The sequence below is a fragment of the Ancylobacter sp. TS-1 genome, from assembly GCF_009223885.1.
Lineage (GTDB): Bacteria > Pseudomonadota > Alphaproteobacteria > Rhizobiales > Xanthobacteraceae > Ancylobacter.
The window spans coordinates 1562234-1576886 of sequence record NZ_CP045144.1 but is presented as its reverse complement, the minus strand read 5'-3'; the positions used below and the strand labels follow the sequence as shown (position 1 = coordinate 1576886).

Genomic DNA, 14653 nt, shown 5'->3' with positions numbered 1-14653 from the left:
CATGCACATCCTCACCACCACATCCTCCAGCCTCGACGATCTTGTCGAGCCGGTGGACCTCGGCCAGACGCCGGGGGAGGTGGTGGTGGTCTCCTTCACCGACAGCGACCTGATGGGTCTCGCCTCGGCGCTCGCCCGCGCGCAAAGCGAGGACGGCACCTTGCCGAGCCTGCGCCTCGCCAGCCTGCGCGATCTGCGCCATCCGCTCTCGGTCGATCTGTGGATCGACAAGGTGGGGAGCCGTGCCCGCATTGTGGTGGTGCGGCTGCTCGGCGGGCTCGACTGGTGGCGCTACGGCGTCGAGCGCCTTGGCGCCGAGGCGCGCGCGCGCGGCTTCAAGCTCGCCGTGCTGCCGGGCGAGGACCGCGACGACCCGCGCCTCGCCGAAGCCTCGACGCTGCCAGCCGACGAACTCGCGGCGCTGCTCGCCTATTTCCGCGCCGGCGGGCCTTCCAACATGCGCGCTTTGCTGCGCCGGCTGGCGGGCCATGCCGGGCGTCCGGGACAAGCGCCGCCGCCCGAGCCGGTGCCGCTGGCGGGGTTTTATGAGGGGGGCGTTGCTTCCCCCTCACCCAACCCTCTCCCCCGTGGGGAGAGGGCTTCCGAGGACCAACACGCCCTCAGGACCGGGCTTGACCCGGCCACCCAGGGGCCACGCATTGCGACCTCGGAAACGCCGGGTCCCCGGGTCGAGCCCGGGGATGAGGGTGTCTCTCTTGTGGACGCCGCCCGTCCCGCCGTTCCCGTCATCTTCTACCGTTCCATGTGGCTCGCCGCCGACACCGCGCCGGTCGACGCCCTGTGCGCGGCGCTGGCGGCGCGCGGGCTGGCGCCGGTGCCGATCTTCGTGGCGAGCCTCAAGGAGCCGACCTCCATCGCCTTTCTGCGGGAGGCGCTGGCGGGGATGGAGCCCGCCGCTATCGTGACGCTCACCGCCTTCGCCGCCGCCGATCCCGGCGAGGCGACGGTGCTCGACGCGCCTGATGTGCCGGTGTTGCAGGCGATTGTCGGCACCACGGCGCGCACGGCCTGGGCCGAAGGCGTGCGTGGGCTGACCAGCGCCGATCTCGCCATGCATGTCGTGCTGCCCGAACTCGACGGACGGGTGCTCGCCGGGGCGCTTTCCTTCAAGGCGCCGCAGGAAACCCCCGCCGTGCCCGGCTTCGCGGCGCTGGTGAACCTTCCCGAGCCGGACCGGGTGGAGCAGGTGGCCGCGCGCGTGGCGGCGCTGGCGCGACTGCGGCGCCTGCCTCCTGCGCGTCGGCGCCTCGCCGTGCTGATGCCGGACTATGCCGGCGCCCCCGGCCGCACCGGCTGGGCGGTCGGCCTCGATGTGCCGGCGAGTGTGCGCGTGCTGCTGGAGGACCTGAAGGCCGCCGGCTACCGGGTCGACGACGCGCCGGGCGACGAGAAGGCGCTGGTGGAGGCGGTGAGAGCCGAGGGTCGGGCCCCGTCATCCGGGACGGCCAACGGCCGATCCGGGATCGCTTTCAGCACGGAGAGCGATCCCGGCTCTGCGGCTTCGCCTTCGGCCGGGATGACGTCGTTCGGGCTCGGGAATGACGATGAGGGTGCGGTCTTGTCGCTCCTTACCTACCGCGCCCATCTCGACACCCTGCCGCCCGAGGCGGTGGCTGCCGTCCAGTCGGCGTGGGGCGCGCCGGAGGACGACCCGGACCTCGTGGACGGCGCCTTCCGTTTCCGGGCCGCCCGCTTCGGCAACGTCACGGTAGCGCTGGCGCCCGAGCGCGGCTCTGTTGCCGAGCGGCGCGCGCAGTATCACGACCCCGCCCTCCCGCCGCGCCACGGGCTGCTCGCCTTCGGCCACTGGCTGCAGGGGGGCGCCGACGCGCTGGTGCATATGGGCGCGCATGGCACGCTGGAATGGCTGCCCGGCAAGCATGTGGCGCTCACCAGCGCCTGCTTCCCCGAACTGGTGCTGGGCAGCCTTCCCGTTGCCTATCCCTTCATCGTCTCCAATCCCGGCGAGGCGGCGCAGGCGAAACGGCGCATCGCCGCGATCACCCTTGGCCATCTGCCGCCGCCCACCATCGAGGCGGGGCTGGCCGGGGACGCGGCCGGGCTGGAGCGGCTGGTCGACGAATACGCGCAGGCCGACGGGCTCGACCGCCGTCGCCGCGAGCGCCTCGCCCGGCTGATCGTCGAGGAGGCGGCGCGCACCGGCCTTGCCCGCGATGCCGGGCTGGCAACGGATGCGCCGCCCGACGAGGCGCTCAGGCAGATCGACGCCTTTCTCTGCGACATCAAGGAGATGCGGCTCAAGGACGGCTTTCATGTCTATGGACGCGGCGCCTGCGGGGCGGCCGAGCGCGACGGGCTGCTGGCCGTGCTGGACGGGCGGCGCGTGGCTGCCGGGCCCGCCGGCGCGCCGGGCCGGGGGCGCACCGATGTGATGCCGACCGGGCGCAACCTTTACGCCAGCGATCCCCGCGCCTTGCCGACGCCGACCGCCATGGACCTCGGCCGGCTGGCGGCGGAGGAGGTGCTGCGCGCCCATGCGCAGGCCCATGGCGACTGGCCGCGCTCCCTCGTGCTCGACCTGTGGGGCAGCGCGACGCTGCGTACCGGCGGCGAGGAGATCGCGCAGGGGCTGGCGCTGATCGGCGCCCGCCCGGTCTGGGACCCGGCCACCGGACGCGTTACCGGCGTGGAGGTGCTGCCGCCCGCCGCGCTCGGCCGCCCGCGCGTCGACGTCACCTTCCGCATATCCGGCCTGTTCCGCGACCTGTTCCCGGCGCAGATCGCGCTCATCGACGCCGCGCTGCGGGCGGTGGCGCGGCGCGAGGAGAGCGCGGACGAGAACCCGCTACGCGCGGCCGGCGAGAATGCCCCGCGCATCTTCGGCACCGCGCCGGGTGCCTATGGCGCGGGGCTGGACACCCGCGCCGGCGGGATCGAGCGGGAATCGCTGGGCGCGGCCTATCTCGCCAGCGCCTCGCACGCCTATGGCGGGGCCGAGGGAACGGCGCGCGCGGCCGGGGACGCCTTCGTGGAGCGGGTGGCGGCGGCCGAACTTCTGATCCACGGCACGGACGATCCCGGCCGCGACCTGCTGGAAGGCGACGCCGACCTCGCCTTCATCGGCGGTTTCGCGGCAGCGGCGGAACGGCTCGGCCGCGCGCCGGGGCTCGTGGTGCTCGACACCTCCGACCCGGCGCGGCCGGTGGCGCGGCCGCTCGACGCCGCGCTGGCCCGCATCGTGCGCGGGCGGGCGAACCCGCGCTATACCGAGGGCCTGCGGCGGCACGGGCCGCGCGGCGCGGCCGAGATCGCCGAGACCGTCGACCGGCTGATCGGTTTCGCCGAGGCGACACGCGCCGTGCCGGGCCATCTGATCGACGCGCTGCATGCCGCCTATGTCGATGATGCCGGGATGCGCGATTTCCTGATCGAGGTCTCGCCCGAGGCGGCGCGCTTCGTCGCCGCCCGCTTCGAGGGCGCGCGGGAAAAGGGACTCTGGCATCCGCGCCGCAACGACATTACCGAGGCGCTGGCGGCGCTGTCCGGGGAGGCGGCGCAATGAGCGCGGTGGCCGCCATGCGGCGGGGCGCCTGCCCCTCGCTGCCCGAACCGATGCCGACCGGCGACGGGCTGCTGGCGCGGCTTCAGCCGCTGGAGCCGCTCACATTCGATCAACTGGCCGGGTTGGCGCGGCTGGCGCATGAGACGGGCAACGGCATTCTTGAAGTGACGGCGCGCGGCAAGCTGCAATTACGCGGGCTGACGCCGCAGAGCGCGCCCCGGCTGGCGGAAGGCGTGGCGCGGCTCGCCATCGCGCTGCCGGAGGGATTCCCGGTCGAGCATGGCGCGCTGGCCGGGCTCGACCCGGCGGCTCGCGCCGACCCGCGCCGGCTGGCGACGATGATCAGCGAGGGCGCCGCCCCGCTGGTGCCGCGCCTCGCGCCGAAGATGTCGGTGACGCTCGATGCCGGTGGCGCGCTGTCGCTCGCCGCGCTCAAGGCCGACATCGCGCTGACCGCGACGGGGGCCTGCTGGCGCGTCGCGCTGGCTGGGCGGGAGGCGGGCACGGTCGACGCGGCGCGGGCGGCGACGCTGGTTGTCGATCTGCTGGGCGCGCTGGCGCAGGACGGGCCGCAGGCGCGCATGGCCGACCTTGTGGCGCGCGAGGGGCTCGACGCGCTCGTGGGGCGCCGTCGCCTCACCCCCGGCGATGCCCCGCTTGCGCGGGACGCCGCCGACCCGGTGGGCACCCACGCGTTGAACGACGGCACCGTCGCGCTCGGGCTCGGCCTCGCCTTCGGGCAGGTGCGCGGGGAGGCGCTGGAGGTTCTGGCGCAGGAGGCCCGCGAGGCCGGCGCCCGCCATGCCGAGCCGGCCGCCGGGCGGGCGCTGCTGCTCGTCGGGCTGCCGCGCGAGGCCGTGCCGGGGCTCATGGCGCAGGCCGCCGCGCTCGGCTTCATCACCGATGCCGCCGATCCGCGCCGCCGGGTCTTCGCCTGCGCCGGGCGACCGGCCTGTGCCTCCGCGCGCATGGAGACCCACGCGCTGGCAACGGAACTGGCGCCGCATGTGCGGCACGGCGAACTGCATGTTTCGGGCTGCGCCAAGGGCTGCGCGCATCCCGCGCCGGCCCGGCTCACCATTGTGGGGCTGGACGAGGGGGCGGGTCTCGTGGTCGAAGGCACGCCGCGCGATGTTCTCGCGCGGAGCCGGCCGCCGGGCATCGTGCCCGAGGCCCGGCTGCGCGCGCTGGCGCGGGACTTTCTGGACAAGGACGAGGGCTGAGTGTCGATCCCGACCGACTATGAGCGCGACGGCAACGCGATCTATGAGCGCTCCTTCGCCATCATCCGCGAGGAGGCCGACCTCGGCCGCTTCACGCCTGACGAGGCCGACGTCGCGGTACGCATGATCCATGCCTGCGGGCTGGTGGAAGCCGCCTTCGCCATCGACTTCGCGCCGGGGCTGGTCCGGGCCGCCCGCAACGCGCTTGCCGCCGGTGCGCCGATCCTGTGCGACGCCGCGATGGTGGCGCATGGCATTACCCGCGCCCGCCTGCCGGCGAATAACGAGGTGATCTGCACCCTGCGCGAGCCCGCCGTGCCGGGCCTTGCCGAGCGGCTCGGCACCACGCGCTCGGCCGCCGCGCTGGAACTGTGGCGCGACCGGATGGAAGGCGCCGTCGTCGCCATCGGCAACGCCCCGACCGCGCTGTTCCGCCTGTTGGAGATGCTCGACGCCGGGGCGCCGAAACCGGCCGCCATTCTTGGCATTCCCGTGGGCTTTGTCGGTGCGGCCGAATCCAAGGACGCGCTGGCGGCCGGCGACCATGGCGTGCCGTGGCTGGTGGTGCGCGGGCGGCTGGGCGGCAGCGCCATGACGGCGGCGGCGGTCAACGCGCTGGCGAGGCCGGGCATATGAGCGCGCTTCCCGCAGGCCGTCTCGTCGGCGTGGGCGTCGGGCCGGGCGATCCCGAGTTGATGACGCTGAAGGCGGTGCGTGCGCTCGGCGCGGCCGATGTCGTCGCCTATTTCGCCAAGCTGGGCAATTCGAGCCACGCCCGCGCCATCGCCCATGCCCATTTCCGCGCCGGGGTGGAGGAACTGCCGCTCGGCTATCCCGTGACCACCGAGATGCCGAAGGACGAGGCACCCTATCGCGACGCCATCGCCGGCTTCTACGACGCCTCGGCTAAGGCGGTGGCGGCCCATCTCGACGCCGGGCGGACGGTGGCGGTGCTGTCCGAGGGCGACCCGATGTTCTACGGCTCCTACATGCACCTGCATGTGCGGCTCGCCGACCGCTACCCGACTGAGGTCATCGCCGGCGTCACCGGCATGTCCGGCTGCTGGTCGCTGGCCGGCGCACCGATCGCGCAGGGCGACGATGTGCTCTCCGTGCTGCCGGGCACGCTCGCCGAGGCCGAACTGGCGCGCCGCCTCGCCGGGGCGGACGCGGCGGTGATCATGAAGGTGGGGCGCAACCTGCCGAAGATCAGGCGCGCGCTCGCTGCCGCCGGCAAGCTCGACCGCGCGCTCTATGTCGAGCGCGGGACGATGAGCGGGGGCTATTGCGAGCGTCTGGAGACGCGGGCGGACGGGCCGGCGCCCTATTTCGCCATCGTGCTGGTGCCGGGCTGGGGAGGACGCATATGACGAAGGCGGGCAAGACGGCGGGCCCTGCGACGGGGCGGCTGACCGTCATCGGCCTCGGGCCGGGCGAGGAACGCTTCCTCACCGGGCAGGCGCAGGCGGCGCTGGCCGAGGCCGAGGCGGTCTATGGCTACATCCCCTATCTCGACCGCGTGCCAGCCCGCGAAGGCCAGACGCGCCATCCGTCCGACAATCGCGAAGAACTGGTGCGGGCCGGCGCCGCGCTCGCCCATGCGGCGGCGGGGGCGCGGGTGGCGATGGTTTCCGGCGGCGATCCCGGCGTGTTCGCCATGGCGGCGGCGGTGATCGAGGCGATCGAGACGGGGCCGGAGGAATGGCGCGCGCTGGAGGTCGAGATCGTGCCGGGCATCACCGCCATGCTGGCGGTGGCGGCCAAGTGCGGCGCGCCGCTCGGTCATGATTTCTGCGCCGTCTCGCTGTCGGACAACCTCAAGCCGTGGGAGGTGATCGAGCAGCGCCTGCGCCTCGCGGCCAAGGCCGGCTTTGCCATGGCCTTCTACAACCCGGTGTCGAAGGCGCGCCCGCACCAGCTCGACACCGCCTTCGACATATTGCGCGAGGAACTGCCGGCCGAGGTGCCGGTGATCTTCGGGCGCGCGGTGGGAAGGCCGGACGAGCGCATCCGCGTGGTGCCGCTCGCCAATGCGCGCGGCCACATGGCCGACATGGCGACCTGCGTCATCGTCGGCTCGCCGGAGACCCGCATCGTCGCGCGCCCGGGCCGGCCGGCGCTGGTCTACACGCCCCGGCGGTCGGGGGATGCCTGATGGCGGAGGCGCTCCAGCCAGACCAGCGCCTCCTCGACGCTGCCCACGGTCTCGCCCTCCGGGCGGGGCGGGCGGGCGACCATGATCACCTCGATGCCGAGCGCGCGGGCGGCGGCGATCTTGCCATAGGTGGCGTCCCCACCGCTGTTCTTGGAGAGCACGGCGTCGATGCGGTTCTCGGTCAGCAGCGTGCGCTCGTCCGCTTCCGCGAAGGGCCCGCGCGCCTCGATGTAACGGGCGTGCGGCACGTTGAGCGGCGGCTCGACGGGATCGATGCTGCGCACGAGATAGTGGTGCTGCGGGGCGGCTTCCAGCGCGCGGACCTCGTTGCGCCCGAGCGCGGCGAGCACGCGGCGCGGGGCGGGGCCGAGTTTCTCCACCGCGTCGGCAATGTCGGCCGCCTCGGTCCAGAGATCGCCGGGAACGGGCTGCCATTCCGGCCGCACGAGGGCGAGCAGCGGCACGCCGGCGCGGCGCGCGGCCTGCGCGGCATTGCCGGACATGATGGCGGCGAAGGGGTGGGTGGCGTCGATGAGCGCATCGATGCGCTCGGCCTTCAGATGCGCCGCCAGCCCCTCCACGCCGCCGAAGCCGCCCGAGCGCGTGGGCGCGGGCTGGTCCGCCGGGTTGCGCGTGCGACCGGCAAGGGACAGGCTGAGGGCATAGCCCCCGCGGGCGGCGAGCGCCGCCGCGAGCGCGCGGGCCTCGGAAGTGCCGCCGAGGATGAGCAGGCGCGGGGCGCCGGCATCCCGGCTGTCGGAAGGCGGGTTCATGCGGGCCGTTGAGTCCATCGCGCCGGAATCCATCCTCGCGGCGCCGCGCGACGATGCGCCGGACGTGCGCTGGTTGTCCATCGTCGGCATTGGCGAGGACGGTCTCGACGGCCTGTCGCCGGCCGCGCGCGCGGTCATCGAAGCGGCGGAGATCGTGTTCGGCGGGGTGCGGCACCTCGCGCTGGCCGGCGACGCGGTGAAGGGCGAGGCGCGCGCCTGGCCGAGCCCGTTCGAGCGCGGCGTCGCCGAGGTGCTGGCGCTGCGTGGCCGCAAGGTGTGCGTGCTGGCTTCGGGCGACCCGTTCCTCCATGGCGTCGGCGCGGTGCTGGCGCGCCACGTGGCGGCCGGCGAGATCGCGGCCATGCCCGCGCCGTCCTCCTTCAGCCTCGCCGCCTCGCGGCTCGGCTGGGCGCTGGCCGAGACTGGCTGCCTCACCGTGCATGGCCGCTCGCTCGACCTTGTGCGGGCGCATCTGCACCCCGGCCGTCGGCTCTTGGTGCTGACTTCCGACGGTGCCGGGCCGGGCGAGATCGCGCGTTTGCTGACCGAGAGCGGCTTCGGCGGCTCCACGCTGCATGTGCTGGAGGCGCTGGGCGGACCGCGCGAGCGGGTGCGCTCGGGGCCGGCGGAAGGTTTCGATCTTGCCGACGTCGACCCGCTCAATCTCGTCGGCATCGAACTGGTTGCCGGGGAGGGCGCCCGCATCATCGCCCGCGCGCCGGGGCTGCCGGACGATCTCTTCGAGAATGACGGCCAGCTGACCAAGCGCGAGATCCGCGCGGTGACGCTTTCCGCGCTCAGTCCGCGCCGGGGCGAACTCCTGTGGGACATCGGCGCCGGGGCGGGGTCCGTCGGCATCGAATGGATGCTGGCCGATCCTTCGCTCCGCGCCATCGGCATCGAGGCGGACCCCGAGCGCGCCGCCCGGGCGCGGCGCAATGCCGGCGCTCTCGGCGTGCCGGGGCTGGAGATCGTCGAGGGGCTGGCGCCCGACGCGCTGGCCGGCCTTCCCGTGCCGGACGCGGTGTTCGTCGGCGGCGGGGCCGGGGCGCCGGGCGTGCTCGACGCCGCGATCGCCGCGCTGCGGCCCGGCGGGCGGCTCGTGGTCAATGCGGTGACGCTGGAGACCGAGGCGCTGCTGGTCGCCCGCCATGGCGCGCAGGGTGGGGAACTCGTCCGCCTGTCGGTCGCCCGCGCGGCGCCCGTGGGCGGACTCACCGGCTGGCGGCCGGCGATGCCGGTCACGCAATGGATCTGGGTGAAGCCGGGAGCGCGCCCGTGATCGTCGCCGGCGTCGGCAGCCGGCGCGGCGTGAGCGCGGAGGAGGTCTGCGCCTGCGTGCGCGGGGCGATGGCGCGCCATGATGTGAAGCTGTGCGACATCTCGCTGATGGCCACCCCGGCGCTGAAGGGCGGCGAGGCCGGCATCATCAAGGCGGCGCTGGACCTCGGCCTGCTGCTGGTGATGGTGCCGCAGACGCAGCTCGAGGCAGCCGGCGCCCGCGCCGTGACCCATTCCGAGCGTGTCGTCGCGCTGATGGGCGTGCCCTCGGTGGCGGAGGCCTCGGCGCTGGCGGCGGCCGGGCGGCGCTCGACGCTGATCGGGCCGCGCTTCGTGCTCGGCGCCGTGACCTGCGCATTGGCGCGGGAGGGCGTGAAGGACATGCCGACCGAAACGGACGAGGGAGCGCCGCAGAAATGACGGTTCATTTCATCGGCGCCGGCCCGGGCGCGGCGGATCTGATGACGCTGCGCGGGCGCGACCTGATCGCCCGCTCACCCGTCTGCCTCTATGCCGGCTCCATCGTGCCGCCCGAGGTGCTGGGCTGGTGCCCGCCGGGCGCGCGCATCATCGACACGGCGCCGCTCGCGCTCGACGACATCGAGGCGGAGTTTCTCGCCGCCGAGGCCGCCGGCCATGACGTGGCGCGGCTGCAATCGGGCGACCTGTCCATCTATTCGGCGGTCGCCGAGCAGGTGCGCCGGCTGGAGCGGCACGCCATCCCCTACACGCTCACCCCCGGCGTGCCGGCCTTCGCGGCGGCGAGCGCGGTGCTGGGGCGCGAGCTGACCGTGCCGGGGCTGGCACAGAGCCTCGTCGTCACCCGCGTTTCCGGCCGCGCCTCGGCCATGCCGGAAGGCGAGACGCTCGCCGCCTTCGGCGCGACGGGGGCGACGCTTGCCGTGCATCTGGCCATCCACGCGCTGGAGCGGGTGGTGGCCGAACTCGCCCCGGTCTGCGGCGCGGACTGCCCGGTTGCGGTGGTGGTGGAGGCGAGCCGGCCGGCCGAGCGGGTGATATCCGGCACACTGGCCGATATCGTCGCGAAGGTCGCCGCCGAGCCGGTGGAGCGCACCGCGCTGATCCTGGTCGGCCGCGCGCTGGCGGCGGACGGCTTTCGCGAGAGCGCGCTCTACGATGCGACCTATCAGCGGCGCTTCCGGGGGCGCGAATGAGGGCGTCCGGGAAGAACGTCATCCCCGGGCTTGAACCGGGGATCCGCGACCTCATCGCCGGAAACGCCGCATGACCGCGCGTGGATTCATCATCGCGGCGCCGCGTTCGGGCTCGGGAAAGACCACGGTGACGCTCGGCGTGGCGGCGGCGCTGGCGGCGCGCGGCGTGCGAGTGCGGGCGGTCAAGTCCGGGCCGGACTATATCGACCCGGCCTTCCATGCCGCCGCGACCGGGCAGCCGGGCCTCAATCTCGACAGCTTCGCCATGAGCCCGGCGCTGGTCGACGCGCTGGCCGGCGAGGCCGCGCGCGAGGCCGACCTCGTGGTCGTCGAGGCGTCGATGGGCCTGTTCGACGGCATCGGCGGCGAGGCGGGGCGCAGCGGCGCGGCGGCGGATCTCGCCGCCCGGCTCGACCTGCCGGTGGTGCTGGTGCTCGACATTTCCGGTCAGTCGCAATCGGCCGCCGCCGTGGTGCGCGGCTTCGCCACCCACGACCCGGCGGTGCGCATCGCCGGGGTGATCCTCAACAAGGTGGCGAGCGAGCGCCACCGGGCGCAGGCGAGCGAGGCGATCGCGGCGCTGGGTATCCAGATATTGGGCAGCCTGCCGCGTGACGGGGCGACAAGCCTGCCGGAGCGCCATCTCGGCCTCGTGCAGGCGGCCGAGCATCCCGCCCTCGCGGCGGCGCTCGACGAGCTGGCGGCGCGGGCGCGGGCGCATATCGACCTCGACGCGCTGGTCGCGCTGGCGGCGCCGATCCGCGTCGGCGGGCCGGCGCCGGTGGCGCTGCCTCCGCCCGGCCAGCGCATCGCGCTGGCGCGCGACGTCGCCTTCTCCTTCGCCTACGAGCATCTGCTCGCCGGCTGGCGGCGGGCGGGGGCGGAAATCCTGCCCTTCTCGCCGCTCGCCGACGAGGCGCCTGCCGACACGGCGGATGTGTGCTGGCTGCCGGGCGGCTATCCCGAGCTGCACGGCGGCACCCTCGCCCAGGCGGGGCGCTTCCTCGACGGCGTGCGCGAATTCGCGCGGACGCGGCCGGTGCATGGCGAGTGCGGAGGCTTCATGGTGCTGGGCGAGGCGATCGAGGACGCCGAGGGCACCTCCCACCGCATGCTCGGCCTGCTCGGCCACGCCACCAGCTTCGCCCGGCGCCGGCTCAATCTCGGCTACCGCCGCGCGGTGACGCTCACCGCCTCGCCGGTGGGGCCGGCGGGAACGCGGTTGCGCGGACATGAGTTCCATTATGCCAGCGTCACACATCGCGGCGACGATGCGCCGCTGGTCGAACTGAGCGACGGGCAGGGTAAGTCTCTGGGGCCTGCCGGCAGCCGACGCGGGCCGGTGTCGGGGACTTTCTTCCACGTCATCGCGGTCGACCAACCACTGGAGTGAGCCATGAACGCCTTTCGCCGCTTTCTCGTCCTTCTGGCCGGGCTGATGGGAGCGTCGGGCGTGGCGGCGGCAGCGGCGGGGGCGCACATGAACCCCGATCCGAACCTCCTCACCGCCGCCTATTTCCTCATGTTCGGCGCGCCGGCGGTGATCGGCGCGGTTGCGTTTGCCGCCGCGCGGGGGGCGGAATGGTCTCTGGCTACCTCGGGGGCGGCGGTGATCGCACTGGGAACGGTGCTGTTTTCAGGTGCACTGGCGGCGCGAGCCCTTTGGGGCATCGTGATTTTTCCTATGGCCGCGCCGACCGGCGGGACTATGCTGATCCTCGGGTGGCTGGTCCTGGGACTGGCGGCTTTCGAGCGGAGAGCCCGTGTCGGCTGAAGTTGGCCAAAAGGTTGCATCAAGCAGGATGAGTCGTCGTCGCCCGTCCCGTCCGGGCTGGCGGCCGCAACGGGAGCACTAGCTGCACATGTCAGTCGAGGTCGAAGATAAGATGCTGGACAAGCCGGAGACCGCCGCCCGCGCCACACCTGCCGCGGCGGGCGACGATGTCGCCAAGTTCCGCGCCGCCGTGATCGCCAAGCTCACCTATGCGGTGGGCAAGAATCCGGCGGCGGCGAGCGATCGCGACTGGTTCCTGGCCACGGCCTTCGCCACCCGCGACCGCATTGTCGACCGCTGGGTGACGTCCACCCGGCAGACCTATTCGGAAGGCCGCAAGCGGGTTTACTACCTCTCGCTGGAATTCCTGATCGGCCGCCTGCTGTTCGACGCGCTCACCAATCTTGAGCTGCTGGACACGGTGCGGGCGGCGCTCGGCGATCTCGGCGTCGATCTCGACCGGCTGCGTCAGGTCGAGCCGGACGCGGCGCTCGGCAATGGCGGCCTCGGCCGTCTGGCGGCCTGCTTCATGGAAAGCATGGCGACGCTCTCCATCGCCGCCTATGGCTACGGCATCCGCTACGACCACGGCCTGTTCCGCCAGCGCATCAAGAATGGCTGGCAGATGGAATATCCCGAGGACTGGCTGTCCTTCGGCAATCCGTGGGAATTCGAGCGCCCCGAAGTGCTCTACGACATCGGCTTCGGCGGCTCGGTCGAGGCGATCTCCACCGGCGGCGACCGCAAGAAGCAGGTCTGGCACCCGGCCGAGACGGTGGAAGCGGTCGCCTATGACACGCCCATCGTCGGCTGGCGCGGCCGCCATGTGAACACGCTGCGCCTGTGGTCGGCGCGCGCGGTCGACCCGCTGCGGCTCGACGCCTTCAACCAGGGCGACCATGTCGGCGCGCTGGCCAACCAGGTGAAGGCCGAGGCGATCTCCAAGGTGCTCTACCCGTCCGACGCCACCCCGGCCGGACAGGAACTGCGCCTGCGGCAGGAATACTTCTTCACCGCCGCCTCGCTGCACGACCTTATCCGCCGCCACATCGACAGCTTCGGCGACATCCGCTCGCTGCCCGACAAGGTGTCGATCCAGCTCAACGACACCCACCCCGCGATCGCGGTGGCCGAACTGATGCGCGTGCTGCTCGACGAGAACGACATCGAGTGGGACGAGGCGTTCGACATCACCACCCGCACCATCTCCTACACCAACCACACGCTCCTGCCCGAGGCGCTGGAGACCTGGCCGGTGCCGCTGATGGAGCGCGTGCTGCCGCGCCACATGCAGATCATCTACCAGCTGAACGCCAAGCATCTGGAGCGGGTGCGCACCGAGTTCCCCGGCGACGACGCGCTGCTCTCCTCCGTGTCGCTGATCCAGGAAGATCACGGCCGGCGCGTGCGCATGGGCAACCTCGCCTTCCTCGGCTCGCACTCGATCAACGGCGTCGCGGGGCTGCACAGCGACCTGATGACCACCACGGTCTTCAAGGATTTCTACCGGCTGTTCCCCGAGCGGATGAACAACAAGACCAACGGCATCACCTTCCGCCGCTGGCTCTACCAGTCCAATCCGGCGCTCACCAACCTGCTGATCGACGTGTGCGGCCCGGCCGTGCTGGACGACGCCAGCCAACTCACCAAGCTCGCCGCGCTCGCCTCCGATTCGTCGCTGCACGACCGCCTCGCGGCGGCGCGCCGCCAGAACAAGGTGGCGCTGGCCCGCCTGATCCGCGACCGGCTCGACATCAAGGTCAATCCGGGCGCGCTGTTCGACGTGCAGATCAAGCGCATCCACGAGTACAAGCGCCAGCTTCTCAACGTGCTGGAGACCATCGCGCTCTATGACGCGATGCGCGCCAATCCGGCCAAGAACTGGGCGCCGCGCGTCAAGATCTTCTCCGGCAAGGCGGCGGCGAGCTACCAGATGGCCAAGCTGATCATCAAGCTGGCCAACGACGTCGCCAAGGTGGTGAACGACGACCCGACCGTGCGCGACCTGCTCAAGGTGGTGTTCCTGCCCAACTACAACGTCTCGCTGGCCGAGGTCATCATCCCGGCGGCCGACCTGTCGGAGCAGATCTCCACTGCCGGCATGGAAGCCTCGGGCACCGGCAACATGAAGATGGCGCTCAACGGCGCGCTCACCATCGGCACGCTCGACGGCGCCAATGTCGAGATCAAGGACCATGTCGGCGACGACAACATCTTCATCTTCGGCCTGACCGCCGAGGAGGTCGAGGAGCGTCGCCGCAACGGCATCGACGAGGCCGGGGCGATTCGCAATTCGGCGCATCTCGGCGAGGTGCTGGACGCCGTCGGCTCGGGCGTGTTCTCGCCGGACGAGCCGGACCGCTTCAAGCCGCTGGTCGACGCGCTGCGCCACCACGATTTCTTCCTGGTGACGCCGGACTTCGACGCCTACTGGGACGCCCAGCGCGCCGTCGACGCCCGCTGGAACGACCGCGCCGCCTGGTGGACCTCCAGCGCCCTCAACACCGCCAATATGGGCTGGTTCTCCTCCGACCGGACCATCACCGAATACGCCACCGACATCTGGAACGTGCCGGTGCGCCCCATCCGCTGACCCCGACGGGCCATGCGGCAGCCGCCGCATGGCCCGTCCTTTCCGGCTTTCGCCACGATTAAGTGGCCGTGAATGTGGACTTTGTCTTGCCGGTAGAGGAACCTTCACTCTCCCCGGGTCTTGATCCCGGTCGTC

The 14653-nt window shown here is 72.6% G+C and carries 12 protein-coding genes; 11 read left to right on the top strand and 1 reads right to left on the bottom strand.

Annotation, left to right across the window (positions count from 1 at the left end):
- Nucleotide 1 precedes the first annotated feature (1 nt).
- From cobN to GBB76_RS07555, 5 genes are read left to right on the top strand one after another with little or no spacing between them, the layout of a single operon-like run.
- Complete coding sequence (cobN, locus tag GBB76_RS07575; protein ID WP_152302742.1) at nucleotides 2–3544, top strand: cobaltochelatase subunit CobN; 3543 nt, start codon at nucleotides 2–4, stop codon at nucleotides 3542–3544.
- Nucleotides 3541–4767 (top strand): precorrin-3B synthase, encoded by a 1227-nt coding sequence (gene cobG / locus GBB76_RS07570; RefSeq protein ID WP_152302741.1) that lies wholly within the window; start codon nucleotides 3541–3543, stop codon nucleotides 4765–4767. The genes cobN and cobG overlap by 4 nt, the downstream gene beginning before the upstream one ends.
- Entirely contained in the window at nucleotides 4768–5403 is a 636-nt protein-coding gene (locus GBB76_RS07565; RefSeq protein WP_152302740.1) for a precorrin-8X methylmutase, read from the top strand.
- Nucleotides 5400–6137: a precorrin-2 C(20)-methyltransferase gene (locus GBB76_RS07560; RefSeq protein ID WP_152302739.1), complete on the top strand. Its 738-nt coding sequence runs from the start codon at nucleotides 5400–5402 to the stop codon at nucleotides 6135–6137. The genes GBB76_RS07565 and GBB76_RS07560 overlap by 4 nt, the downstream gene beginning before the upstream one ends.
- Complete coding sequence (locus GBB76_RS07555) at nucleotides 6134–6922, top strand: precorrin-3B C(17)-methyltransferase (protein ID WP_152302738.1); 789 nt, start codon at nucleotides 6134–6136, stop codon at nucleotides 6920–6922. Before GBB76_RS07560 ends, GBB76_RS07555 begins: the two co-directional genes overlap by 4 nt.
- Here GBB76_RS07555 and GBB76_RS07550 read toward each other — a convergent pair.
- Entirely contained in the window at nucleotides 6892–7713 is an 822-nt protein-coding gene (locus GBB76_RS07550; RefSeq protein WP_371717104.1) for a cobalt-precorrin-6A reductase, read from the bottom strand. The genes GBB76_RS07555 and GBB76_RS07550 overlap by 31 nt on opposite strands.
- Here GBB76_RS07550 and cbiE point away from each other — a divergent pair.
- The 6 genes from cbiE (at nucleotide 7694) to GBB76_RS07520 (ending at nucleotide 14518) form a co-directional block, all read left to right on the top strand.
- Complete coding sequence (cbiE, locus tag GBB76_RS07545) at nucleotides 7694–8977, top strand: precorrin-6y C5,15-methyltransferase (decarboxylating) subunit CbiE (RefSeq protein ID WP_152302737.1); 1284 nt, start codon at nucleotides 7694–7696, stop codon at nucleotides 8975–8977. The genes GBB76_RS07550 and cbiE overlap by 20 nt on opposite strands.
- A complete protein-coding gene (locus GBB76_RS07540; RefSeq protein WP_152302736.1) occupies nucleotides 8974–9396 on the top strand; it encodes a cobalamin biosynthesis protein in 423 nt (140 codons plus the stop codon). The genes cbiE and GBB76_RS07540 overlap by 4 nt, the downstream gene beginning before the upstream one ends.
- The gene (cobM, locus tag GBB76_RS07535; protein ID WP_152302735.1) at nucleotides 9393–10151 is read left to right on the top strand and encodes a precorrin-4 C(11)-methyltransferase; all 759 of its coding nucleotides are present in this window, start codon (nucleotides 9393–9395) and stop codon (nucleotides 10149–10151) included. Before GBB76_RS07540 ends, cobM begins: the two co-directional genes overlap by 4 nt.
- A 70-nt stretch (nucleotides 10152–10221) precedes the next feature.
- The gene (locus GBB76_RS07530; protein WP_152302734.1) at nucleotides 10222–11544 is read left to right on the top strand and encodes a cobyrinate a,c-diamide synthase; all 1323 of its coding nucleotides are present in this window, start codon (nucleotides 10222–10224) and stop codon (nucleotides 11542–11544) included.
- A gap of 3 nt (nucleotides 11545–11547) precedes the next feature.
- Nucleotides 11548–11925 carry a DUF423 domain-containing protein gene (locus GBB76_RS07525; RefSeq protein WP_152302733.1) on the top strand — a complete coding sequence of 126 codons (378 nt, stop codon included), beginning with the start codon at nucleotides 11548–11550 and terminating at the stop codon, nucleotides 11923–11925.
- A gap of 88 nt (nucleotides 11926–12013) precedes the next feature.
- Nucleotides 12014–14518 carry a glycogen/starch/alpha-glucan phosphorylase gene (locus GBB76_RS07520; protein ID WP_152302732.1) on the top strand — a complete coding sequence of 835 codons (2505 nt, stop codon included), beginning with the start codon at nucleotides 12014–12016 and terminating at the stop codon, nucleotides 14516–14518.
- The last annotated feature ends 135 nt before the right edge of the window (nucleotides 14519–14653 follow it).

What these genes read in the sequence shown, in the direction of transcription:
- cobN (WP_152302742.1), top strand. Translation starts at nt 2, where the DNA reads ATGCACATCCTCACCACCACATCCTCCAGCCTCGACGATCTTGTCGAG.
- cobG (WP_152302741.1), top strand. Translation starts at nt 3,541, where the DNA reads ATGAGCGCGGTGGCCGCCATGCGGCGGGGCGCCTGCCCCTCGCTGCCC.
- GBB76_RS07560 (WP_152302739.1), top strand. Translation starts at nt 5,400, where the DNA reads ATGAGCGCGCTTCCCGCAGGCCGTCTCGTCGGCGTGGGCGTCGGGCCG.
- GBB76_RS07555 (WP_152302738.1), top strand. Translation starts at nt 6,134, where the DNA reads ATGACGAAGGCGGGCAAGACGGCGGGCCCTGCGACGGGGCGGCTGACC.
- cbiE (WP_152302737.1), top strand. Translation starts at nt 7,694, where the DNA reads ATGCGGGCCGTTGAGTCCATCGCGCCGGAATCCATCCTCGCGGCGCCG.
- GBB76_RS07550 (WP_371717104.1), bottom strand. Translation starts at nt 7,713, where the DNA reads ATGGACTCAACGGCCCGCATGAACCCGCCTTCCGACAGCCGGGATGCC.
- cobM (WP_152302735.1), top strand. Translation starts at nt 9,393, where the DNA reads ATGACGGTTCATTTCATCGGCGCCGGCCCGGGCGCGGCGGATCTGATG.
- GBB76_RS07530 (WP_152302734.1), top strand. Translation starts at nt 10,222, where the DNA reads ATGACCGCGCGTGGATTCATCATCGCGGCGCCGCGTTCGGGCTCGGGA.
- GBB76_RS07525 (WP_152302733.1), top strand. Translation starts at nt 11,548, where the DNA reads ATGAACGCCTTTCGCCGCTTTCTCGTCCTTCTGGCCGGGCTGATGGGA.
- GBB76_RS07520 (WP_152302732.1), top strand. Translation starts at nt 12,014, where the DNA reads ATGTCAGTCGAGGTCGAAGATAAGATGCTGGACAAGCCGGAGACCGCC.